The sequence below is a fragment of the Xylanimonas allomyrinae genome (assembly GCF_004135345.1).
In the GTDB taxonomy this organism is placed as follows: Bacteria; Actinomycetota; Actinomycetes; order Actinomycetales; family Cellulomonadaceae; genus Xylanimonas; species Xylanimonas allomyrinae.
Genome location: NZ_CP035495.1, coordinates 2,154,598 through 2,175,799, shown reverse-complemented (window position 1 = coordinate 2,175,799; position 21,202 = coordinate 2,154,598). Strand labels below are relative to the sequence as shown.

22 protein-coding genes and 1 pseudogene are annotated in these 21,202 nt (G+C 68.7%); 10 read left to right on the top strand and 13 right to left on the bottom strand.

All coding sequences use genetic code 11. The features are described 5' to 3' along the window. Positions 1-82: 82 nt before the first annotated feature. A complete protein-coding gene (locus ET495_RS09910) occupies positions 83-433 on the top strand; it encodes a helix-turn-helix domain-containing protein (protein ID WP_211340822.1) in 351 nt (116 codons plus the stop codon). Between the two features lie 15 nt (positions 434-448). Here the strand turns inward: ET495_RS09910 and ET495_RS09905 are convergent, their stop codons facing one another. Next, the gene (locus tag ET495_RS09905; protein ID WP_129204636.1) at positions 449-1,519 is read right to left on the bottom strand and encodes an IS110 family RNA-guided transposase; all 1,071 of its coding nucleotides are present in this window, start codon (positions 1,517-1,519) and stop codon (positions 449-451) included. Between the two features lie 90 nt (positions 1,520-1,609). Here ET495_RS09905 and ET495_RS09900 point away from each other — a divergent pair, with 90 nt between their 5' ends. From ET495_RS09900 to ET495_RS09875, 6 genes are all read left to right on the top strand, one after another. Continuing rightward, positions 1,610-2,665 (top strand): Mu transposase domain-containing protein, encoded by a 1,056-nt coding sequence (locus ET495_RS09900; protein ID WP_211340821.1) that lies wholly within the window; start codon positions 1,610-1,612, stop codon positions 2,663-2,665. Further along, entirely contained in the window at positions 2,665-3,471 is an 807-nt protein-coding gene (gene istB / locus ET495_RS09895; RefSeq protein ID WP_129204634.1) for an IS21-like element helper ATPase IstB, read from the top strand. Before ET495_RS09900 ends, istB begins: the two co-directional genes overlap by 1 nt. A 299-nt stretch (positions 3,472-3,770) precedes the next feature. Continuing rightward, entirely contained in the window at positions 3,771-4,883 is a 1,113-nt protein-coding gene (locus ET495_RS09890) for an ABC-three component system protein (RefSeq protein ID WP_129204633.1), read from the top strand. Continuing rightward, complete coding sequence (locus tag ET495_RS09885; protein ID WP_129204631.1) at positions 4,876-5,355, top strand: ABC-three component system middle component 2; 480 nt, start codon at positions 4,876-4,878, stop codon at positions 5,353-5,355. Before ET495_RS09890 ends, ET495_RS09885 begins: the two co-directional genes overlap by 8 nt. Further along, entirely contained in the window at positions 5,355-6,617 is a 1,263-nt protein-coding gene (locus ET495_RS09880; protein WP_129204629.1) for an AAA family ATPase, read from the top strand. Before ET495_RS09885 ends, ET495_RS09880 begins: the two co-directional genes overlap by 1 nt. A gap of 44 nt (positions 6,618-6,661) precedes the next feature. Continuing rightward, positions 6,662-7,228 carry a hypothetical protein gene (locus ET495_RS09875; RefSeq protein WP_129204627.1) on the top strand — a complete coding sequence of 189 codons (567 nt, stop codon included), beginning with the start codon at positions 6,662-6,664 and terminating at the stop codon, positions 7,226-7,228. A gap of 282 nt (positions 7,229-7,510) precedes the next feature. Here ET495_RS09875 and ET495_RS09870 read toward each other — a convergent pair whose 3' ends face one another. Both ET495_RS09870 and ET495_RS09865 read right to left on the bottom strand, forming a co-directional pair. Beyond that, positions 7,511-8,044, bottom strand: coding sequence for a hypothetical protein (locus ET495_RS09870; RefSeq protein ID WP_129204625.1), 534 nt, complete (start codon positions 8,042-8,044; stop codon positions 7,511-7,513). Positions 8,045-8,501: 457 nt separating this feature from the next. Further along, positions 8,502-9,623: an ISAs1 family transposase gene (locus ET495_RS09865; protein ID WP_211340820.1), complete on the bottom strand. Its 1,122-nt coding sequence runs from the start codon at positions 9,621-9,623 to the stop codon at positions 8,502-8,504. A 296-nt stretch (positions 9,624-9,919) separates the two neighbouring features. On the opposite strand from ET495_RS09865, the gene ET495_RS09860 reads away from it, so the two are divergent. From ET495_RS09860 to ET495_RS09845, 3 genes are all read left to right on the top strand, one after another. Beyond that, positions 9,920-10,858 (top strand): AbiTii domain-containing protein, encoded by a 939-nt coding sequence (locus tag ET495_RS09860; protein WP_245993011.1) that lies wholly within the window; start codon positions 9,920-9,922, stop codon positions 10,856-10,858. A 1,529-nt stretch (positions 10,859-12,387) separates the two neighbouring features. Beyond that, positions 12,388-13,734, top strand: a complete 1,347-nt coding sequence (locus tag ET495_RS09850) for an AAA family ATPase (RefSeq protein WP_245993010.1) — start codon at positions 12,388-12,390, stop codon at positions 13,732-13,734. Between the two features lie 415 nt (positions 13,735-14,149). Next, positions 14,150-14,476, top strand: a complete 327-nt coding sequence (locus ET495_RS09845) for an O-methyltransferase (RefSeq protein WP_245993009.1) — start codon at positions 14,150-14,152, stop codon at positions 14,474-14,476. Between the two features lie 171 nt (positions 14,477-14,647). Here the strand turns inward: ET495_RS09845 and ET495_RS09840 are convergent, their stop codons facing one another. From ET495_RS09840 to ET495_RS09800, 10 genes and pseudogenes are all read right to left on the bottom strand, one after another. After that, positions 14,648-15,175: a hypothetical protein gene (locus ET495_RS09840; protein WP_211340819.1), complete on the bottom strand. Its 528-nt coding sequence runs from the start codon at positions 15,173-15,175 to the stop codon at positions 14,648-14,650. A gap of 112 nt (positions 15,176-15,287) precedes the next feature. Then, positions 15,288-15,428: a hypothetical protein gene (locus ET495_RS19690; protein ID WP_425471242.1), complete on the bottom strand. Its 141-nt coding sequence runs from the start codon at positions 15,426-15,428 to the stop codon at positions 15,288-15,290. 103 nt (positions 15,429-15,531) lie between these two features. Continuing rightward, positions 15,532-15,696, bottom strand: a pseudogene (locus tag ET495_RS19685) (hypothetical protein); the annotation flags it as partial. Then, a complete protein-coding gene (locus ET495_RS09830) occupies positions 15,668-16,075 on the bottom strand; it encodes a hypothetical protein (RefSeq protein ID WP_129204624.1) in 408 nt (135 codons plus the stop codon). The gene ET495_RS09830 and the pseudogene ET495_RS19685, both read right to left, overlap by 29 nt. Continuing rightward, entirely contained in the window at positions 16,072-16,590 is a 519-nt protein-coding gene (locus ET495_RS09825) for a hypothetical protein (protein ID WP_129204622.1), read from the bottom strand. Before ET495_RS09825 ends, ET495_RS09830 begins: the two co-directional genes overlap by 4 nt. Then, positions 16,587-17,201, bottom strand: a complete 615-nt coding sequence (locus ET495_RS09820) for a hypothetical protein (protein ID WP_129204620.1) — start codon at positions 17,199-17,201, stop codon at positions 16,587-16,589. Before ET495_RS09820 ends, ET495_RS09825 begins: the two co-directional genes overlap by 4 nt. Positions 17,202-17,220: 19 nt before the next feature. Beyond that, entirely contained in the window at positions 17,221-18,603 is a 1,383-nt protein-coding gene (locus ET495_RS09815; protein WP_129204618.1) for a hypothetical protein, read from the bottom strand. Between the two features lie 4 nt (positions 18,604-18,607). Beyond that, positions 18,608-20,185, bottom strand: coding sequence for an OmpA family protein (locus ET495_RS09810; RefSeq protein WP_129204616.1), 1,578 nt, complete (start codon positions 20,183-20,185; stop codon positions 18,608-18,610). 65 nt (positions 20,186-20,250) lie between these two features. After that, on the bottom strand, positions 20,251-20,994 hold the full coding sequence (locus tag ET495_RS18135) for a hypothetical protein (RefSeq protein ID WP_211340818.1): 744 nt from the start codon (positions 20,992-20,994) through the stop codon (positions 20,251-20,253). After that, positions 20,991-21,191, bottom strand: a complete 201-nt coding sequence (locus ET495_RS09800; protein WP_129204614.1) for a hypothetical protein — start codon at positions 21,189-21,191, stop codon at positions 20,991-20,993. The genes ET495_RS18135 and ET495_RS09800 overlap by 4 nt, the downstream gene beginning before the upstream one ends. Between the last annotated feature and the right edge of the window lie 11 nt (positions 21,192-21,202).

The window sequence follows — 21,202 nt, the reverse complement described above, 5'->3', positions numbered from 1 at the left end:
CCCAGCTGTCGACGACGCCTGAAGTCTGGACGGTTGCGACGCTCGAAAGGTGAACACTCACGACGATCGGAGAGTGATCACTTTGGAGGACTGGGCGTTGATCCGGCGGTTGGCCGGCGAGGGCGTTCCGAAGGCTCAGATCGCGGCGCGGTTGGGGATCTCGCGCACGACGGTGGTCAAGGCGGTGGCCTCTGCCGGGCCGCCGAGGTACGAGCGGCGGGCAGCGTCGACGGCGTTCACGCCGTTCGAGGCGGCGGTGCGGCGGTTGCTGAACGACACCCCGGACATGCCGGCTACGGTGATCGCCGAGCGGGTCGGGTGGACGGGGTCGATCACGTGGTTTCGGGACAACGTGCGGCGGTTGCGGCCCGAGCAGGCGCCGGTGGATCCCGCTGACCGGTTGACGTGGCTGGCCGGGGACGCGTGCCAGTGACTCTCCTATGTCTCGTCAAGTCGTGAGCAGTGGCACGGCGGCCGCGTTGAGGTAGCGGTAGATGTGCCGTGCGAGGTAGCGCTTGAGGCACCTGCGGATCTCGCGCGTCGTGGATCCTTCGGCGGTGCGTCGAGCGACGTAGGCGCGGGTGGCCGGGTCGTGCGCCATGCGTGTGATCACGGCCATGTGGAGGGCGCGGTTCAGGCGTCGGTCGCCTCCGCGGTTGAGGCGATGCCTGGTGGTGTTTCCCGACGATGCGGGGATCGGGTTGACTCCCGCGATCGCCGCGAACGCGGCCTCAGACCGTACGCGTCCCGGGTGCGACCAGACAGTGAGTGCGACGGCTGCCGTGACTGGCCCGATCCCGGCCTTCTCCAGCAGTCCGGCCGCAGGGGTGGTCCGCACGAGGGCGTCGATCCGCGTGGCGTTGGTCGACAGGTCGTCGTCCAGGGCTTGGACTCGGCTGGCCAGCCGCACGGCCTCCGCGCGAGCGGTGGCAGCGCCGATCTCTTCCTTCCGGGCGCGCCAGCGCGAGACCTCGGTGATCTGCTTGGCAGACAAGGGTCGGCGGGCGTCGACTCCGAGGTCCATGGCGCGCACCAGAGCGGTCAGCGCATTGATGGCAGCGGTGCGCTCGGTCGTCATGTGCTCGCGTGCGGTGACGAGAACCCGCAGCGCTGCCCGCTCACCGTCGCTGGTGCGAGGAACTCGCAGTTCGTTCTCCGTCAGAGGCAGGGCCGCCGCTGCGATCCTGCGGGCGTCGAGCTCGTCGGACTTCCCGAGTCCCCGGTTGCTGCGCGCCGCCATGCGTGGAGCCTCTACGGCGTCGTATCCGGACTCGAGCACGGCACGGCAGAGCAGCGCCCCGTAGGTACCGATGCCTTCGATGACCCACAGTGCATCGAGATCACCAACAGTCCGGCGGGCCGCCCAGGCGATTGCTCGCTTGAGTCCTGCGGGCGTTGACGGGAACTGGGCCGAGTCTATGAAGCCTCCCGTCGGAGCCTCCAGGACGCTCAGCGTGTGGGTGCGGGCGTGGGTGTCCACGCCGATGACGTAGGGGCGGGCCTGCGCGACGATGGTCACGGCGGTCGTGCTTCCTTCCAGATCGGGAACTGAACGGCCGTCGAGGGCCGGCGCCGGTCTGGGGAAGAGTCACTCCGGGGCAACACTGTGATGGGCCACGACCCGCAGGTCGGGCAGTCTCCTGATCAGGACACCGAGGTGGGCCAGAGCGGCGCCGGCCGCCTGCTCGTGCGGACAAGTCACTGCAACGACACCCAGAGCCGGGGTCAGCGATCTGTCGAGTCACACACGGGCAGGACGGCCAGCACCACCCTGACGAGCCGATCCCAGATCAGCCACCGGGATACTCACAGCGATCTGTGGTTCCCGCCGCGCAAGATCCCGCTCGAGGACGGGTCGATGACGTTGCTGCCGGTGCTGGTGCTCACGTGCGCGTACTCGCGGTTCATGCTCGCCACGATGATCCCGACTCGGCACACGCAGGATCTGCTGCTGGGGATGTGGGTGCTGCTGCAGCAGCTGGGCCGGGTTCCGCGGCGGCTGATCTGGGACAACGAGTCGGGCATCGGGCGCGGCAAGCGGCATGCCGAGGGGGTCGCGGCGTTCACCGGCACCCTGGCCACGACGTTGCTGCGCCTGAAGCCGTATGACCCGCAGTCCAAGGGCGTGGTGGAACGACGCAACGGGTTCTTCGAGACCTCGTTCATGCCCGGGCGCGACTTCGCCTCTCCGGGCGACTTCAACGACCAGTTCGCCGACTGGCTGACCGGGGCGAACGCGAGGATCGTGCGCACGATCCGGACCAGGCCGTTGGACCTGCTCGAGGCCGACAAGGCCGCGATGCTGCCGCTGCCGCCGGTGGCGCCGGCGGTGGGCTGGGTCAACCGGATCCGGCTGGGCAACGACTACTACGTGCGTGCCGATACAAACGACTACTCGGTCGACCCGGCGATGATCGGCCGGTTCGTGGACGTGCACGCCGACCTGGCCCGGGTCGAGGTCCGCCACGCCGGGCGCGTGGTGGCCGCCCACGACCGGGTCTGGGCGCGCGGCATGACGATCACCGACCCGGCCCACGTGGCGACCGCGAAGATGCTGCGCGAGCGGTTCCAGGCGCCCCGCCCGGCACAGGCCGAGTCGATGGTGCGGGACCTGGGCGAGTACGACCGCGCGTTCGGCATCATCACCGGCGAGGTGGCGGTCTGATGGCGGCCGCGACCAAGCCCGCGGCGGGCGAGACGCTCAAGCAGCTGAACTACCTTGCCGCCGCGCTCAAGGCACCACGGATCACCGAGTCCGCCGCCCGGCTGGCCGACCACGCCCGCGATGCCGGCTGGACCCATGAGGAGTACCTCGCCGCCGTCCTCGAACGCGAAGTCGCCGCACGCAACGCCTCCGGCGCCCAGCTACGCATCCGTGCCGCCGGGTTCGCCGCCCGCAAGACGATCGAGGAGTTCGACTTCGACGCCCAGCCCGCCGTGCGCCAGCCGATCGCCGCGCTGGCCTCCGGCGGGTTCCTGACCGAGGCACGCAACGTCGTGCTGCTCGGGCCACCCGGCACCGGCAAGACCCACCTGGCCATCGGTCTGGGCATCGCCGCCGCTCATCACGGCTACCGGGTCCTGTTCGCGACGGCAACCGGCTGGGTCACCCGCCTGACCGACGCCCACCGCGCCGGCAAACTGCCCCAGGACCTGGCGAAACTGCGCCGCTACGGTCTGATCATCATCGACGAGGTCGGCTACCTGCCCTTCGAGCAAGACGCCGCGAACCTGTTCTTCCAACTCGTCTCGGCCCGCTACGAACACGCCTCGCTGATCCTGACCTCCAACCTGCCCTTCAGCAGCTGGGGCGGCGTCTTCGGCGACCAAGTCGTCGCCGCAGCGATGATCGACCGCATCGTCCACCACGCCGACGTCCTGACCCTCAAAGGCGCCAGCTACCGGCTACGCAACCGCGGCCTCGACACCCTGCCCAGCATCCGCGAGACCACCGACCCCCAGCCGACCTAGGCTGGCCCCACACCGTTCACTTTTCGAACGCCGAAAGTGTTCAGTTTTCGAGCGTCGTCGACACCAGCTCGCCCGTGTCGCACCTCCACGTCACCAAGGAGCGGCCCCTCGCAAGGGCCCGCTCTGTTTGGCGGCTCTCGTGTCGTCGGGCCGCCTGTGCGCACCGTTGCGGCGTGGAGCGCACTAGAGATAGCGAACGCGGCGAGTGGCGCTCGACCCGCGGGCAGACGATCCCAGAGCGGTCCCTCGTGGTCCCGTAGGGTAGGGCCGAGATGACGCATGAACGAGGAGGTGCCCGCGTGTCCTTGGCGACCCCGCCGAACGCGTCCAACGGCGCCCCTGATCTTGTCGACTTTCCCGTCCCCCCAGCAGCGGGCTCCCCAGACTCGGCACTCCCTGGGCCGCCCGTGCCCCCGGCGCACCGCATCTACTTCTATTCGCCGGACGAATGGGAGATCTTCATCACTGAGTGGGCAACCGGAGTCGCCGTCTCATATAGGCAAATCAAGCAACTCGGAGGCTCCGGAGACCGGGGAGTGGACGTCGCCGCGTTCAAGACCGACCAGGGCCTTGAAGGCGCATGGGACTGCTTCCAAGCCAAGCATTACGACGGATCGCTCACTCTATCCGACGCATTTCCCGAAATGTTGAAGATCTTCCACGGCGTTGTGGACGCCTTCTATCGTCTTCCTGACCGATACGTGTTCGTCGCGCCACGGGGGTGCGGCCCGACGCTCAATCGTCTCCTGAGCAAGCCGACGGAGCTTCGAAAGAAGTTCCTCGAACTACTCGATGCCAGAGGCGCCGCCACGCGGCTATACGACGAGCAAGCGTTGCAGTCCATCCGTGAACTTGCCGAAGCTTTGAACTTCTCAATGTTCCAGTCACTCGAGCTCAACGAGATGCTCGACGTACACCGCAAGACTCCATACTACGCCGCAAGGTTCGGAACAGCACTCCCGGCCCGGCCTCCCGTTGGACGTGCCCCGGAGCATCCCGCGCCAGGCGAAGCGACCTATGTCAAAAAACTGGTAGACGTGTACGAAGAACAGGATCCCACATCCTGCTTCGATTCTAGCTCAGTTGCCGCACACGCCAAGTACGGTCCGCACCTCCAGAGGCAGCGAGAGGCGTTCTACTCCGCTGAGGCGCTGCGCCTATACGCGAGGGACTCCGTGCCCGACGGTACGTACGAACTGCTCCAAGACGACGTCTACACCGGAGTGATTGATACGGCGGATGCGAACCACGACAGTGGGCTCGATCGACTTCGAGCTGTTCTCGCGCAGTCAGGTCAACTCGATCTTGGCGCCCATGCGCTCATATCGGTCTCAAAGCTCCAAGATCGTCAAGGCATCTGCCATCAGCTAGCCAACGCCGACAAACTGACGTGGGTAGCCGCTGATGAGTAACCCCCTCAATGGGCCTCTCGAAGTGGGGATGCGCGTTCTGATGATCCTGGTTGAAGCCTTCCCCGCACATCTCGATATCAATCGCCTGGTTCTTCTCGACCACGGACTACTGCACAGTGCGGACCTAGACGGTCCTGAGAGCCTCCACCCGCCGATCCCGGTACGAGTCGGCGAACTCGGAGTGAAGCGACAGCACATCGAAGACGGACTCCAAGTCATGATTCGGGCAGGCCTCGTTCAGATGTCGGCCGAGGACAGTGGTATCGAGTTCTGGGCCAACGAGACTTCTGAGAGTTTTCTGGCGCTGTTCGAAAGCGACTACGCGCACGCCTTGCACGACCGAGCCCGCTGGGTTGTTGAAGAACTCGGCGCCGTTGATGACGCGCTCCTGCGGGAGCGCATGAGGGAGATCTCCTCACACTGGTCGGAAGAGTTCGAGGTCATGCAGCACGAGAGCGGGAACGACATCTGATGGGTCGACTCAAGCTTTCACACCTGACGCTAACTGGCACCAATGCCGCTCCAGCGTCGGTCGACTTCAGCCCACACGTCACCGTCATCCACGGCCCCTCAGACACGGGCAAGTCCTTCATCGTCGACGCGATCGACTTCGTTCTTGGCGCCAAGGAACTTAAGGAGATCCCCGAACGAGCGGGGTACAGCCGCGTACTGCTTGGAATTGAGCTCCCCACCGGTGAACCCATCACGCTTGCACGCTCGGTGGATGGCGGCGGGATCTCCCTCTATCGAGCCGACATCCGCGTCGCGCCATCGTCCCCTGCAGACGATACGCTCGCTGCGAAGCACAGCGCCGCGAACACCAAGAATGTCTCCCGATTCCTTCTCGACCAAGTCGGCCTCGACGAGAAGCAGGTGAGGAAGAACGCGCGCAACGAGACCCACATGCTCAGCTTTCGCGACCTGACTCGCCTGTGCCTCATCGGCGAGACAGAGATGCAGGCCGAGGAAGCCCCTGGCCTCAGCGGAAACCCGGTCAACAAGACAAAGGAGGTCTCAGTCCTCAAACTCTTGCTGTCAGGCGAGGATGACTCCGCATTGACTGCTGTGCCCTCGGCGCAAGAGCAGAAGCGGCTAAGAGGCGCCCGGCAGGAAGTCGTCGAGAGGATGCTCGGCCAACTTGAGTCGCAGCTCCAAGACGTTGCCGAGCCAGCAGTGCTCACTTCGCAGCTCGGCAGGCTCAGCCGTACGATTGACGAGTACAGCACCGTGATCGGGAGCCTCACGGAACAGCGCGGTCAACTGCTGCAGCAGCACAATCGTATCCAATCGGCAGACAGCGCCCTGCGATCGGAGTACTCGGATGCAACGGCGCTCCGGCAGCGATTCGCACTCTTGCAGAAGCAGTACGAGAGCGATCTGGCACGCCTTGGAATGATCCGGGAAGCTGGGAGTCTTCTCGGATACTTCCGGCGCGGCACGTGTGTATTCTGCGGCGCGGAGCCGTCCAGCCAGCACCACAACATGGACTGCGGAGAAGACACGACCAGCTTCGGCGTCTCTGTCGACTCCGAGACTCGAAAGACGCGGGGCCTCCTCGACGATCTTCGCGTCACGATCGAGAGCCTGGACGCGCGAATAGAGGTCCTTCGCGCATCGATCAGAAAGACCCGTCGAGACGCATTTGTGCTACAGAAGAGCATAGGTGAACTCGACGCGACGATGACCCCGAGAAGGGGAACCTTCGTGATCTTCTCGCCAAGCGCAGCGAGATAGAGAAGCACCTCGGACTCTATGAGCAAGTCACGACCCTAGAGGGTATGATTCGGCGGATCGCCGACGAGACTGAAGCAGAAGTCGCAACAGCGGTCGCGGGACTGAGCCTCACCGCCGTACGAGAGTTCTCGGCAGAGATCTCCAAGCGTCTCGCAGAATGGGGCTACCCGTCCGCAGCGTCCGTCCGCTACGACCGCAACGAACTCGACATCATCGCTGGCGACCAACGGCGCTCGGCTCACGGCAAGGGCGTGCGCGCGGTCCTGCACGCCGCATTTGCGCTCGCCCTCGCCCAATTCTGCATTGACCGAGAATTGCCGCACCCTGGGTTCGTCGTGCTCGACTCGCCCCTCGTCACCTACCGGCCGCCAGACCAGGCCGCAGAGGCTGGCGACGAGCCACCAGAGGAAGTCGTCCGGGCCTTCTACCGCGACATCCAGGATGGCTTCGGCGGTCAGGTCATCGTCATGGAGAACACCGATCCACTGGACCCTCTTGCACCCGACGCCCTCGACATCCGCTTCACGAAGCGCGTGAACGTTGGAAGGTATGGCTTCATGCCCGCCGTCGCCGACGCCGGGCCAGCCGGCTCCCTAGCGAACGAAGGTTGAGTCGACGTACGGTGTCGGAGCTCAACAACGACCGTTCGCGGTCGCTGGGAGACTCGATGAGTGACGCCACTCGTCGCGGGCGCATGCGCACGGTGCCGCGCTGAGTCCGACCTTCGTGCTGAGGTTGCTTGCGGATCACTCGGCGGCAGCGGCGTCCCAGCCGCGTCTGCCGCCCCACGCGCACCCGACGCCGTCGGGGTGGCGCACAGCAGACCGCGTTGGTGACGGGCTGGGATGGAACCTGCTCGAGGAGTTGGACGTCGGGGTGGGACGCCACGGAGTCTAGTAGGCGAAGACGTGCGCGCTTAGGACGTCGATCTCCCGTCGTGGTTCACCGAAGAATGCCCCGAGCCGGCGCGAGACCAGCTGGAACGGTCTCTCGCGGGGTGTCCCGTCGGCCTTCCAGTTGTTCCTCGGCACGACCAGGAAAAGGTGGTGGGCGTCTGGCGCGATGTGCGCTTTCCAGACGTCCTTCAGGTCGTGGTTGTTCGTCGTCGTGCCGCCACGTTCGACTTCCGCGATGATGCCCCGGCCCGGTGCCAGTCGGTAGAAGAAGTCGGGTCGGGCTTGGGTGACGAAGCCGGTCTGTGGTGTCAGGACGACTTCCTCACCGAATCCGAGTTTCACCCGGAGGAGTTCGGCGATGTGGTTCTGGATCGCCAGGCTCGAGGCGCCGTGGATGTGGAGGGTTGCGATCACGTTCCGCGTTGCTGCGATGTGCTCGACCAGCTGGAGTGCCAGGCCGTCGACTATGGCCAGTTCGCTGGCGAGCTCGGGCGGAACGACCGCCTTTACCTGCCGCGAGTAGCCATCCACGGGCGTGAGCTTCGCAGCTCCCGCCTGGCGAAGCTAATCGGGCGGCGCTGGTCAGGGCGACCGTGGTGTCGGCTCGTGCGATCCGCATGGCTGGACGCCGTCGTGGGTGCCGTGCCCGGGCATGCCTCCCCATCGGCTTGTTTCGGCACGGGCTAGCGATGGCTGGTCCAGGAGAGTCGGCGATGGCGTTCGGCTCGGCCGCAGTGGTGATGATGTGCGCGCCCTTGAGGGGGCGTATCGGCAGAGCTCGAAGCCGCCGAACGCGCTGCTGTTCCTGGAGGCGGCGAAGGGCCACTCCGAGATCGCCGCCGACGGGATAGAGCGCGAAGAATGGTGCAGTCGCAGGCGTCGATGAGGTCAATCAGTCGTCGCGGTTGAGCTGGTCGACACTGTCGACTCCCTCGGGTAGCAGGGCTCCGGCATTCTCGGTCGTCTAGGCCTGTGACCTGCGGCGATGTTATGCGGCGAGGAGGGCGCGGATGGGCCTGTCGAGGTCGTGGGCGTGATGTCGTAGGGCGTGGGCGATGTTCGTCGCTCCGGCGAGGCGCAAGATCGCGATGCCGGTGTTCCTGATGGATGCCATGACCTGCGGGGCCGCGCCGGTCGCGGCTTGGGAGCGGTCCTCGTCGAACGTCACGTCGCGGACCCAGTGGAGGCGGTCTTCGACCGTCCAGTGGCCTTGGACCCAGGCGGCGAGGGTCGCCGGGTCCGCGGCGTGGGCGTCGGCGGAGGTGATTACGTAGCAGACCTCGACGCTCTTCTTGCCCTTGACCGTGACGGTGCGGCGCAACTGGGCGACCTGCACGGTGCCTGCGAACTCGATCCACCGGGGTGCCTGGATGACCTTGATCGTGCGGGTGGCGCGGCGCCCGTGCCCGCGCTGGGTGGTGGTCAACGCGGGGACGTCCTTCCAAGGCAGCGCCTTGAGCCGGGCGTGCAACGTCTTCTGGTTGGCCTTCGCCACGAGGACGAAGTCCGCGCCCGCGGCGCGGATCTTCGCGGCCGTCTCGCGCTGGGTGTGCAGGGCATCCATCGTCACGACCGCTCCGTGCAGGTCGAGCCGCTCGATCAGGGTGCGCGCCGCGATGATCTCCGAGCTCTTGTCGTCGATGCCGATCTGTCCGGCCACGACACCGGTGGTGTGGTCGAGCGCCGCGACGAGAAACGAGACGCCAGCCCCGCGTTTGCGTGCCCCGCGGACCGCTTTGCCGTCGATCGCGAGCACCCGGCGTCCGCCTACCGTCCGGGCGCGGGTCACAGCCCAGGCGCCGAGGATCTGGTCGAGGGCGTCGGCGTCCAGGCGGGCGAACACGCGCCGGAACGTCGACTCGTCCGCCACCCGGTTCATGCCGAGGGCGGACAGCCGGGCCGGGCCGGCGTCCTGGGCCCACTGCGCGATCGCTGTGAAGCCGCGCGCCCCGGTCAACACCGCACAGACCCCCACCGCAAGCAGCGCGCCGACGGTGTGCCGCCGCCCGCGACGATCACGCGGGTCCTCCACCCCAGAGAGCATCTCCAGCAGCAGCGCCTGACGCGAGACGGGCTTGGACGAAGGCGCGGGGACAGGAGACGATGACATCGCGTGGGTGTGTTCCCTCGGGCGGACGGGCAGTGTAGGAACTACCGATCCAACCGAGGCGAGCACGCCCACGCACACCCATCCCACCTGCAAAGACGCAGGTCACACGCCCGCCAGCCAACTACCGGCGACTTTGCCGGAGCCCTGCCTCGGGTAGGGCGAAGCTCCACGCCACGGCGCCCTCGACGCCGGCACGGTCTGTCTGCCCGGGTGTGGCGAGCGTCCCTCCGGGGACCGCCACCGTCATGGCCGTCTGGACGTCTCTATGACACGCATGCCTCTGTCGCTGTGCTGTCATGGGCGTCGTGAACAGGACGGATGAGGCGCGGCAGTTGGCCGAGGACCTGCTAGCTGACATCGAGATGCAGCGGCTCAAGGCATCGGAGATCGCGCTGAAGGCCAGCCGGCTCGCACGGTTGGTCAACCATGAAGAGCTGATGGAGTTCCTCAGGCTCGAGCGGGACGGGTACTCAGGCGCTGGCGCGGCTGCGAACATGTGGATCGGTCGGGCGGGCCGCTGGGCTGACGCCGACGACGGGAAGTTCTATCCGATGCCCCTAGCGAAGGTGGAGGGGATGCTCGATGCGTCGCGCGAGGCGCTGCAGACGCTCCGTGGTGGCGGCAACTACTCGGGCGAGTCTGTCGTGATCGCGGCGCGGGAGCACGACCAGAAGGTCGGCGCGCACGCACGAGCGATCGCGACGTTCTCCGGGATCACCGGACAGGTCGTTGCAACCGTGTACACGGCGGTCGTCGAGATCTATCACGAGTTGCTGTTCAGCGAGCTGCAGGCGACCCTCTTCGGCGACACGCAGAGCCGGGTGGACGGAGCCCTCGCGGAGGCCAGCGGGAGCGCGCTCGAGAAGATCGAACGGGTGTCTGACCGGCTCCGTGACGCGGACCCGGAGTCTGTGAGCCAGGCGCTGACCACGTGCAGGCGCCTGATCGACTCCTGCGCAGAGCATCTCTTTGCTGCCCGGCCCGAGAAGTACGACATCGGGGACGGTGTGCAGTTGGCGGTCGGGTCGCCTAACGTCCTCAACCGCCTGCAAGCTCACGCTCACTCGACGGGCGCCCCGAAGAGCCGACGCGACAGGCTGCGCCGCACACTGTCGGACCTCTACGAGAGGTGCTCGGCGGGCACCCACGCCGAGGTTGGTGTCGCCGAGGCCCGGTTCATCTTCCTGCAGACGTACGTTGCTCTCGGCGAACTGTTGACTCTCGGGGAGCCGTAGCGAAGAATGCGACATCCGAGCTCGCGTTCGACAGGTCGTCCGGAGGACCCCTCCGCCGTGCGCCCTGACCCTCATCGACAACCACTCGCTCGTCGTCGGAGTCCCCGTGGGTCGAGGCCCGGTTGTGGACCCAGGATGACGGTCTCCGCGCCATGCCGACCGAATCTGCTCCGGACGCCGTGGCCAACGCGGTTATGGGTTCCACGCGAGTTCCACGCGAGGTGCCGGTTGCACGCGAGTTCCACGGGCTGTCGCACGGAGGGTGCCCAGGTTTGACTGTCACCGGCGGACGGTGCCAGCCTGGTGGAGTTGGCCTGTGGATCGCCGAGATTCCGCCGATTCTGGCGGTCGCGGTGTTGACGGTCGACGATCGAAGCAACGGACTTCGGGAGCGCTGGGTCGCATGACCCGCCATGAGAAGGTCGGGGGTTCGAATCCCCCTAGCTCCACCAGGTGACAGGCCCGGAATCCCGCCGATTCCGGGCCTTCGTCATGTCGGGGGTGCGGTGGCCTTGGGGGCCATCTTGGGGGCCGTCTGAGGGTTAGTGGCCCTGGACGCTTCGACGAGCTGTGCGAGAGGCGCCACACGACCCGCGTTGCCGTCCACTCGTGGCGCAAGCGCGGGACGGCGCCCATGGCGAATCCGATCGGACGGCACCTCATGCTCGACGAGGCGGACGTCTGGGCGTGGCTCGATGAGCGAGCCCGCGCGGCGGAGCGTCGGCCCAAGAGGTGCGCGGTGAGGGAGCCGTGTCGCGGCCCGGTCGCGCGGGGGAGGCCGAGGAGGGTTGCGCTGTTGTCGCCAGTGGTCAGGACGTGCCCGCCCCGGTGGCCGAGGGCCTTGATGGTGCGCCAGATCTGGGCGGCGACCAGTTCGTGGGTGTCCAGGGCGGGGTCGGTGAGGTGGTCGCGGGCGGCGAGCGCGTCGGCGACGTCGCGCATCCACGTGATCGGCGCCGACGGTGAGGCGTCGGGGTCGTAGCAGACGAGCCAGTGGGTGTGCAGGGCGGAGAGCTCCCAGACGAGCTCGTCGTGCCGGTGCCACAGCGGCGGGACGAGGGTGTGCGGCAGGCCGAGCGCCTTGCGCAGCCACGCGACCCAGGCGGGTCGGGATCGGGTCGGGCATTCCGCCCCTTCGAACGGGCGGCAGCTCCAGCCATCGCCGCATCCGTACTCGGGTGCGGCGTGCAGTCCGCCGCCATCGTCGTTGGACGCAAGGCAGAACCGTGTGGTGGCGGGGTGTTGTGTCGGACCGCATTGCGGCGCATGGCTGCTCAAAGCTCGCCAGATCGACGACCGGTTGGCAGCGCGTCGTTGCTCAGGGCGTCGTTCGACGGGGGTGCGCTGGCAAGATCAGCCCAAGGTGCCCGATGAGCAGGGATGGGAGTCTCGTGGCCACGCAGTCCCCTTCGTTCAGGGAGAGCCTTGCGCTTCTCTTCCGCGCGCGTTTTCCCGTGCTCTACGTCGAGTCGTTCGAAGAACCTCGGGTCCTGGCCGAGGTGCGGGCTGTTGCCGGCGACCAGGCGCAGATGAGGACCGTGAGACCCGTCTACGTGTGGAGCGCGACGCAGGGGTTCATGGCACCGGACGGGTCTGTCGCGGGGAACACCACAGACCCCGCGCAGGCAGTCCGGTGGATGCAGCGCCAGCCGGGTGCCGGCGTCTACGTGATGCTCGACCTGCACGCCCACCTCGGCGATGAGCGACGTCCGGCCGACCCGCAGCTCGTTCGCGCGCTGAGGGATGTCGTGGGTGCGTTCCAGGCGGGCCTCGATGCTCGTGCGCTCGTGATCGTCTCGCCCCTGCTCCGCATCCCGCCCGAGCTGGAGAAGGACATCACGCTTGTCGACTTCCCGCTGCCGACCGAGCAGGAGATCCGCCGAGTCCTTGACGGGATGATCGACGCGAACCGTTCGGGACGCATCAACATCGACCTCGATGATGCCGGGCGCGAGCGGCTCGCCAAGGCGGCCCTCGGCCTGACGCTCAACGAGGCTTCGAACGCCTTCGCGCGGGCGATGGTGAACGACGGCAGGCTCGTCGCCGACGACGTCCACGTCGTCATGGAGGAGAAGCGTCAGACGGTCCGTAAGGCTGGCCTGCTGGAGTACGTCAACGCGGATCTCGACCTCGACGACGTCGGTGGGCTTCAGAACCTCAAGCGGTGGCTGGCAAAGCGGAACGGGTCGTGGCTCGACGAAGCGGCCGCCTATGGGCTCCCCGTGCCCAAGGGCGTGCTCATGACTGGCGTCCCGGGCTGTGGCAAGTCGCTGACGGCCAAGGCGATCGCGGCGGCCTGGCAGCTCCCGCTGCTGCGGCTCGACATCGGTAAGGTGTTCGCTGGCCTGGTCGGGTCGAGCGAGCAGAACATGCGGTCCGCGCTGCGCACGGCTGAAGCGGCTGCCCCCTGCATTCTTTGGCTCGACGAGATCGAGAAGGGGTTCTCCGGAGTGTCGGGAGACGGCGACTCGGGAACCTCGAGCCGGGTGTTCGGGTCTTTCCTCACCTGGATGCAGGAGAAGTCTGCGCCGGTGTTCGTCATCGCGACGGCGAACAGCGTCGACCGGCTTCCCCCGAGTTCCTCCGCAAGGGCCGGTTCGACGAGATCTTCTTCGTCGACCTGCCTACCCAGCAGGAGCGCGAGGACATCTGGTCGCTGCACCTGTCGAAGCGGCTGGCGAACAGCGTGGCGGGTGGTGCGCTGCTGGTGGACGAACCGCTCTGCGCGCGTTTCGCAGCGGCGTCCGAGGGGTACTCGGGCGCCGAGATCGAGCAGGCAGTCGTTGCGGCACTCTTCGAGGCGTACGCCGACCGGCGGCCGTTGGCGGAGGCCGACGTCGTGCACGCGGTCGAGAGCATGGTCCCCCTCGGCGTGACCCAGGCCGAGCAGATCGCCGCGGTCCGGGCGTGGGCGGCAACCCGTGCGGTCGCGGCAACGGCGACGGAAGATCGATCGGGGTACGAGGCAACGGAGGAGCCGCCAGCGTCCACTCCCACTCCGAGCCCTGCTGAACCGTTGGCACGTGGCGGCCGAAGGGTCGACTTCTGACGAGCATCGAGATCGTTCTGATTCCTCTCGCACTGGCGGCCATCGGAGCCGTGAACGCGGCGCGCGCCGAAGAGTCCGCGGCGGGCGTGCGGGTGCAGCACATCCAGACGCGGATGCGAGGCGCGGACCGCCTCGAGGCTGCTCGCGCGGACGGTCACGTTGTGACGCTCGAACTGGCAGAAGAGAACGCACAAGTCGCGCGAGCAAACTTCGAGCGCGCAGGTTAGGCGAACCGCATCGATGTGCTCGTCGGCCCCGCCGCAGACTCAGCACAACAACTCATCCGCAGCCAGACGGAGCCCTTCGACCTCGTCTTCATCGACGCTGACAAGCCGAACAACCCCGCCTACCTCGACGCAGCGCTCAAACTCACCACCCGCGGCGCGGTCATCATCATCGACAATGTCGTGCGCGACGGCGCAGTGACACGACCGGACAGCGGCGATCCGAGGGTGGAAGTGCGCGCCGTCGCAGGCGAAATCGCCGCCCACCCCGAACTCGACGCCACCGCAGTTCACACCGTCGGCGTCAAGGGCTGGGACGGACTCATCGTCGCGCGGCGACGCTGAAGCTCATGCCCGCCGCGCCTGCCCGGCTCACGCCGATGCTCGATCAAGGGCTCGTCTCGGCCGGCGAGTCCACCGTGAAGCAACGCGAGGCGATTGGGCGCATGGAGGAAGGGGCTGTGACGTGGGTGGCCCTGGACGTGCGTGTCCTGCGGTACCGCGTCAAAGAGTTCCTCACTGGCGCTGGAGCCTCACCGTCGTCGTCGTGCCGAGCGCCGAGACCTCATAGGAGATTTCGCCGTCCTTGTATGTGAAGTCCTTCGTGTCGTCCGATGAAGCGAGCATTGCGGCGTCAGTCTGCTCGTGGTCGTTTGTCGACACGACGGTGAACGAGTCGGCTGAGTCCGCCGGGACCTCAAAGGTTCCAGCCCAGTAGAGCGACTTCGTGTCGCCGTTGTCGCTGACCCAGTTGATCTGGATGGTCGCGTCGGTGATCGTCGCGGCTTGCCATGAATCGTCAGCGTTCGAGTTAGTCTGCTTCCACTCCCCGCTGAGATCCACTGGTGCGTCGCCCGCAGGAGCCTCGGCGTCGATGCTCCCAGCGGTCGTGCCATCGGTGGGCACCGTCGTGGTGGCGGCCGTCGAGTCCGCCGCAGCGTCGTCACTGCCGCCGCTCGAGCAAGCCGTGAGGCTGAGACAAGCGACGAGCACAGAGGTCAGCGCAATCAGGGGCGCCATTCTTTTCGGAGTTCTGGGCGTCATGCCCATGACCGTACAGCTTCAATTCAGAGGCCGCGCCAGGCATCGATTTCTTGTTGATGTGTGGGCCGGCCGCCCGGCCCAGGTGCCCTCCGTGGCGCCTCGATCGCATGAATCACCGCCAGGCGCGCACCTCGGTCAGCTGCGAGGTGTGAGCTTTGAGAACCGTGTCTGCGCTCTCGTCGCGCTCGCCACTCAGCGCCGAGACGTCCTGGAGGCCTTTGGCAACCGACCAGCCGCCGAGCAGCACCTTCACGATCGAGGAGTCCCAGATCGTCCCGGCGTCGTCGACGCCCCTCCGATCGAGCCTGGGCTATGGACTGCAGGACGGGCATTCTGGTGATGCCGGAGCCTCCGCCGTCGGACAGGAGGTGGGGGAGAGCAGGCAGGGGCGCGAGGTTGCCGATCTCGTCGAGCGCGAGGAGCCGGTCTGTGCCGTGCTGCGCGCCCACGCGGAGCGGGACGGCGCGGGACTCAGCATGACAGTGACGCGGGTCAGCAGCGCGCGCGAACCCGCGCCGCATGCCGGCGCCGGACGGCGACGACGAGCCCGACGACGGCCAGCCACGCGATCGCGTCGATGATGATCGCCGTGGGACCCGGCTCGACCCACAGCTGGGCCAGGTAGGTCCGTGCGGCCCACGTGGAGGGGTTCGCCGCGAGCCCTGCGGCCGCGAGGCCGAGCAGGACGGCGGGGTGCCAGCGGCGGTCCGTAGCCATGGTGATCGCGACGAGCGATGCGGTGATCGCGACGGCTTTGAGCGCGAGGACCCCGTCGAGGTCGCTGGTCGAGCGGGTGAGGACCGCGATGACGACAAGGATCGCGAAGGGGACGACCGCGTACGACAGCACGATCCCCGCCCCGGAGGCGATGAGGCGGGCGGCCGAGGCGTCTCGCCTCATCGTGCCGACCGCCGGAGCCCGAGGGTGGCCAGCGCCCACAGCGCGGCCACGGCCGCCAGGACGTAGAAGAACACGGCCAGGACGGCACCCGGCGGGCCGCCACGTCTGTCGGCGGTGGCGAACCGTTCGAGCCCGCCGCCCGCGCAGGACAGGTCGCCGTCGCGGGTCCGCATGGTCACGCCGAGCTGGGTCGCCGTCCCGAACCCGGCGACCTGCGCCGTCGGCCGGTCGGGACCGAGCGCCGTGGTGTCGACGTCGCGCGTCTCGCCCGTCGCCAGGGTGACCGTGCAGACGACGTCGGCGGGGACCAGCGCCGCGCCGACGCCCCAGACCACCCTCTGGGTTCCCGCGGGCACCGGGTCACGGCCACCGGCCACCACGAGCGCGTCGCGGAACGGGCCCCGAGGCGTGTCCCCGGAGACCAGCATGATCGTGCCGACGACGGCGAACAGGACCACGGCCAGCATGGCGAGGTAGCCGGACGCGCGCAGCGGGACCCGAGGGCCGGGGGTCACGAGTCGCCGCCGCGCAGGTCGACGGCCGCGATCGCCTCGTCGAGCGGAAGCTCCTCGAAGTCCGCGCGAGCGCCCAGGGCGCCGACGAGCACCTGGCTGCCGTCGTCGAGGTCGGCGACGAGCCAGTGGTGGGCAACCTCGACGGGGCCCTCGGCGGATCGCAACTCCTGCCAGAAGGTGACCTCGACGGCCGATGTCGCGCCGGCCCGCTCGACCTCCGTGGTCGTCACGTCCTTGGCCCCGTTGGTGGCCTTCTCGCGTGTGACCAGGGCGGACGCTTCGTCCGCCGCGTCACGGTCCGGATGCGGCACGGACGTGACGCTGACGCCGGGGCGCACCATGCTGCCGTCGTCGGGCAGGCCGAAGGTCGTCGTCGTGGTGCCGTCGCCGGCCGACGGTGCGTCGAGCTTCCGCCACGTGGGCGGGGCCTTGACCACCACGCGCCCCGCGGTGAACGTCTGCCAGTCGTCCGGGACGGGTGCGGCTTCGGGGCTGCCCCCGCCGCAGGCGGTCAGCAGCAGCGTGGTCAGCAGCAGCGTGGTCGACAGCACGGCGGCCGACATCAGCGCGGTCGACCGCGTCGCGGCCCCCCGCAGGATCGACGTCCTCATCTTCGTTTGCCCCTTCATGTCAGGCGACGCACGCAGGGCGCGAGACATACTCGACGCCGTTCCAGTAGGTGTAGCCGGTGGCCGACCGGCTCGTCGTCGTGTACCCGCCTGAGAGCCCTGCCTCGAGCAGCCACTTCGCATCGAAGGTGCCGCCGTAGGTCGAGGAGTCGCTCACGTACTCCTGCGTCCAGTCGTAGCCGTCCGCCTTGGCCAGGTCGTGGAGGTCTTGCCAGGACGCAGCGTAGTTGAGGCCGCTCAGGTCGATCGGGCCCAGCGAGTCGTTGACGCCGGCGGCGTCGATGCCCAGACCCCACAGAACCCGGGCCGCGGTCTGCTTGTCCGACGTGGAGTCCAGCGGCACCTGCCAGGTCGTCTCGGTGTAGCGCGGGGGGACCTTCTCGTTCGACCACGCGGACACGTCTGCTGCGGCCATGCCGTTGCGGACGAGCCGCATCGCCACCGGGTTGTCGTCCTCATCCCTGTCGATCTCGACGGTGATGGTGCCCGAGAACGACGCGACGGCCGACACGTCGTCGGTCTCGAGGCCGTTGCCGAGGAGGCCCGAGGCGCGCGCCGATCCCGAGGCGGAGGCCGTGTAGACGTCGGTCGTGCGGCCGTCCTTGTAGGTGGTGCGACCCTCGTAGATGCCCGCCTCCACGGCTGCGCTCGCGTCCATGGTCACGAGCGTCACCGCCGCGGAACCGGCGGCGTCGACACCGGCCACCTGGAACGTCGCGTCGGGTTCACGGGGGTCCGCGCCGAACAGCCCGGCACCCCAGTCCACGACGGCGCGGACGGGCCCGGAGCTGCCGGCGATGGCGTCTTTCGTCGCGTCGGTCATGAGCGCCGAGATGACGTCGTCGACCTCGTCCGGGGTGGACGCGTAGTACACGTCGCCCATCCGGCTGGTGATGCCTGCCGTCGCGCCCGCGGAGGCCGCGGCACCGTAGCGGTTGTCGTCGACGGTGGCCGAGACGTCGAAGCCGACGCCGACCTCGGCCCCGACTCCCGAGGAGTTCTGCACGGTGATCCGCATCTGGCCGTCGTTGAGCTGTTCGACCAGGAACGACGTGTCCATGTCGACCTGGACGGCGACCGCGACCGAGGCGTTGACGGCGCTGCCGTCTCCCGTGACGACGCAAGGCGCAGGCGGGACGTAGTCCTCCGCCGAGCGGGCCGGGGAGCGGTCGTCGCCGCACGCGGCGGCGCTGGAGCCCGAGACGGCCGCGCCGATGCGGCACAGCTGCTCCGCGATCTTCGGGCCGAGGTCGAAGGCCAGGAAGCTCACGGTCAGCGCGATGACCAGGACGACGGCGACGGTCATCGCGCCGAGCGACTCGATGGAGGCGGCGCCGCGCTCGCCCGCGTGGACTCGGCGCGCTGCGTGATCGGGGACGGGCACGTGATCAGCTCCCGGACACGGGGATGTCGGTCAGCCGGAAGGCGTCGGTGCCGAGGGCCTGCCGCACCTGCACGGCGATGGTGTCGGTGTCGGCGATCCCTGGGTAGAGGCCCACGAAAGTGAGCGTCTGACCGCCGTCGATGCGGCGCAGCGTGTCGAGGTCGGCGAGCGGGCGCCACACGTCGAGCCCGCCCGGGTTCGTCCCGAGCGTGTAGTCGTACGGGTAGACCGCCGTCGAGCCGCTGACGACGGCGACGCTCAGCGCGTGCTGCGGCAGGACGGTCGTGTCGCCCCGGTAGGAGCCGACGCCGGTCAGCCCGCCGACGCCGAAGTCGGAACCCACCTCCGTGTCGAGGGCCTCGGCCCGCACGACCACCAGGAGCGAGTCGCCGACGCGGGTCGCCTCGGGGACCGTGATGCGGAAGCGACGGTTGGCTCCCACCTCGACGCCCTCGGCGCCGGTGGCGACGGGGCCGCCCTCGAACGGCGGCAGCTCGCCCTGGGCGGTCACCGTCGATGGGGTGGTGACCTGGGACGTGAGCGTGAGGACGACGCGGCGGTTGAGCTGTCTGTGGGCGTCGGTGTCGTTGGCGACGAACGGCTCGGTCTCGCCGCGGCCCGAGGGCCGGAGCGAGAACGTGCCGGTGTCGACCAGGCCTCCGAGCGCCGCGGCGACGGCGGCGGCACGGCGCTCGGACAGGTCCTGGTTGGAGGCGTCGTCGCCGACGTCGTCGGTGTGGCCCACGACGTCGATCACGCCACCGGCACGGCCCGACAGGTGGGTCACCGCGGCCTCGAGCGCCGCCTGCGCCTGCGGGCCGAGGTCGGCCGAGCCGGACGCGAACAGCACGTCGCCGCCGAGGCTGACCGTGACGGTCTCGGTCGACTCGAGCACCTGGACGGCGCCGTCCAGCTCGGCCGTGTACCGGTTGAGCTCGGGGTGGGGTGCGTCGGCGACGGCCGTGAGGTCGATCTCGGGGGCGCCGTCGTCGGTGAGCGACGCGGGCGGCGGGCCGGCGTCGATCACGGGGACCTCGGGCACGTAGTGGCCGGGGAAGAGCAGGCCGAGCGACGGGGGGTCGCCCGCCGGCGCCGCGTAGGCGCGCTGGACGCGCACGCCGTCGCCGGGGACGGTCATGAGATCTGCGGGAGCGCCGACGGCGCGGCCGTCGGCGTCGACCGCGGGCAGGGCGACGGTCCCACCCGCGAGGTCGACGAGGCGGATCGCGCCCCCGGCGGCGGGGCGCGAGGTGACGTCGTCGTAGAGCACGTCGAGCAGCGCCAGGTCGTCCCCTCCGCCGGGTGTGGCGGTGGGCGTGATGTCGAGGGTCAGCACGAGGTGGTCGCCCGTGTGCACCAGGGGGTGGACGTCCACCCGCGCCTCGCCGCCGCCGGCGACGAACGGGAAGGACTCGACCACGGACTCGGGGTCGCTCGGCGCGGCGCTCGGCCCGGAGGCGGCACCGCTCGTCGTGGCGTCCGTCGCGTCGCCGCCGGGGGTCTCCTCGGCCGTGCACGCCCCCAGGAGCAGGGCTGCCCCGGCCAGCAGCGCCATGGCGGCGAGCCTGTGTCGTCCCGTCATCGTGTCGATTCCTTCCGGCGTCCGGTGACGCGTTCCCCGTCCGCGGGACGGGGGTGGGGCTGGTCTCAGTCGATCAGGCGCGGTCGGGCCGCGTCCCGCAGCAGGTCGATCGCGTCGTCCCGGACCTCGGTGAAGTCGCCGCCGCTGACCGTCGGCGTCCCTTCGCACCCGAAGCTGAACACCCAGGGCGAGTACACCGCGTACGGCGGCGGAGGCTCCGGGGTCTCCGTCGGGGTGGGCGAGGGCGTGGGCGTCGACGTCTCGGTCGGGGTCGGGGTCGGGGTGGGCGTCGGGCTCGGCGGCGGTGGGGTCACCCACGTCACCGTCCGGTCCGCCCGGAACCGGCACGACGTGGGGTCGACCCCGAGCCGGGCCCTGGCCGTGGACTCGGTGTGTCCGCCCGAGGGGGCCGCCTCGGTCAGGCGTGCGCGGACGTCCACGATTCCGTGGCCGACGTCGAACCGGTACCAGTCGGCCGGGAGCTCGCCGTCGTTCCGTGCGGCGTAGCTCGAGGCCGCTCCGTAGCCGGACAGGGCGAAGATCCCGTCGGGCTGCCAGTGCTGGTGCACGTCGCTGTCCCCGACGAGCCAGCCCTGCCGGACGTCGTCGAGGGTCGTGAGGAGGTCGGTGCGGATCGACTCGGCACCGGCGAGCGCCGCCGACTCCGCCATCGTCCGCCCGCGGGCGGACTGGTCGATCCCGCTCAGCAGCGGGATCGTCGCCACGAACAGCAGGACGACGACGCCGACGAGGGCGACGGCCAGCGTTCCGCTGCTGGCCGCGCCCTCGTCGTCCGTCGCTCGGATCACGAACCCGACTGGATCTTCGCAAGCTCGGTGGAGACCTTGCCGCCGAGGTCGAACGTGGTGAACGCGCCGATGAGCGCGACGATGAGGATGACCGCGACGACGATGACGCCGAAGTACTCGATGGTGCTGGCGCCTCGCTCGCGCCCGGCGAGCGCAGCCTGGAGACGAGCCTTTGCGGTGAGGAACGTGCGGGTCATGGTGGGTCCCT

Coding starts and splice junctions, on each gene's coding strand:
- ET495_RS09810 (WP_129204616.1), bottom strand. CDS start 20,185: ATGACGGGACGACACAGGCTCGCCGCCATGGCGCTGCTGGCCGGGGCA.
- istB (WP_129204634.1), top strand. CDS start 2,665: ATGGCGGCCGCGACCAAGCCCGCGGCGGGCGAGACGCTCAAGCAGCTG.
- ET495_RS09900 (WP_211340821.1), top strand. CDS start 1,610: ATGGGCCACGACCCGCAGGTCGGGCAGTCTCCTGATCAGGACACCGAG.
- ET495_RS09875 (WP_129204627.1), top strand. CDS start 6,662: ATGATTCGGCGGATCGCCGACGAGACTGAAGCAGAAGTCGCAACAGCG.
- ET495_RS09830 (WP_129204624.1), bottom strand. CDS start 16,075: ATGAGGCGAGACGCCTCGGCCGCCCGCCTCATCGCCTCCGGGGCGGGG.
- ET495_RS09860 (WP_245993011.1), top strand. CDS start 9,920: ATGGGCGTCGTGAACAGGACGGATGAGGCGCGGCAGTTGGCCGAGGAC.
- ET495_RS09840 (WP_211340819.1), bottom strand. CDS start 15,175: ATGACGCCCAGAACTCCGAAAAGAATGGCGCCCCTGATTGCGCTGACC.
- ET495_RS09885 (WP_129204631.1), top strand. CDS start 4,876: ATGAGTAACCCCCTCAATGGGCCTCTCGAAGTGGGGATGCGCGTTCTG.
- ET495_RS09820 (WP_129204620.1), bottom strand. CDS start 17,201: ATGAGGACGTCGATCCTGCGGGGGGCCGCGACGCGGTCGACCGCGCTG.
- ET495_RS09800 (WP_129204614.1), bottom strand. CDS start 21,191: ATGACCCGCACGTTCCTCACCGCAAAGGCTCGTCTCCAGGCTGCGCTC.
- ET495_RS09880 (WP_129204629.1), top strand. CDS start 5,355: ATGGGTCGACTCAAGCTTTCACACCTGACGCTAACTGGCACCAATGCC.
- ET495_RS09865 (WP_211340820.1), bottom strand. CDS start 9,623: ATGTCATCGTCTCCTGTCCCCGCGCCTTCGTCCAAGCCCGTCTCGCGT.
- ET495_RS09850 (WP_245993010.1), top strand. CDS start 12,388: ATGAGGACCGTGAGACCCGTCTACGTGTGGAGCGCGACGCAGGGGTTC.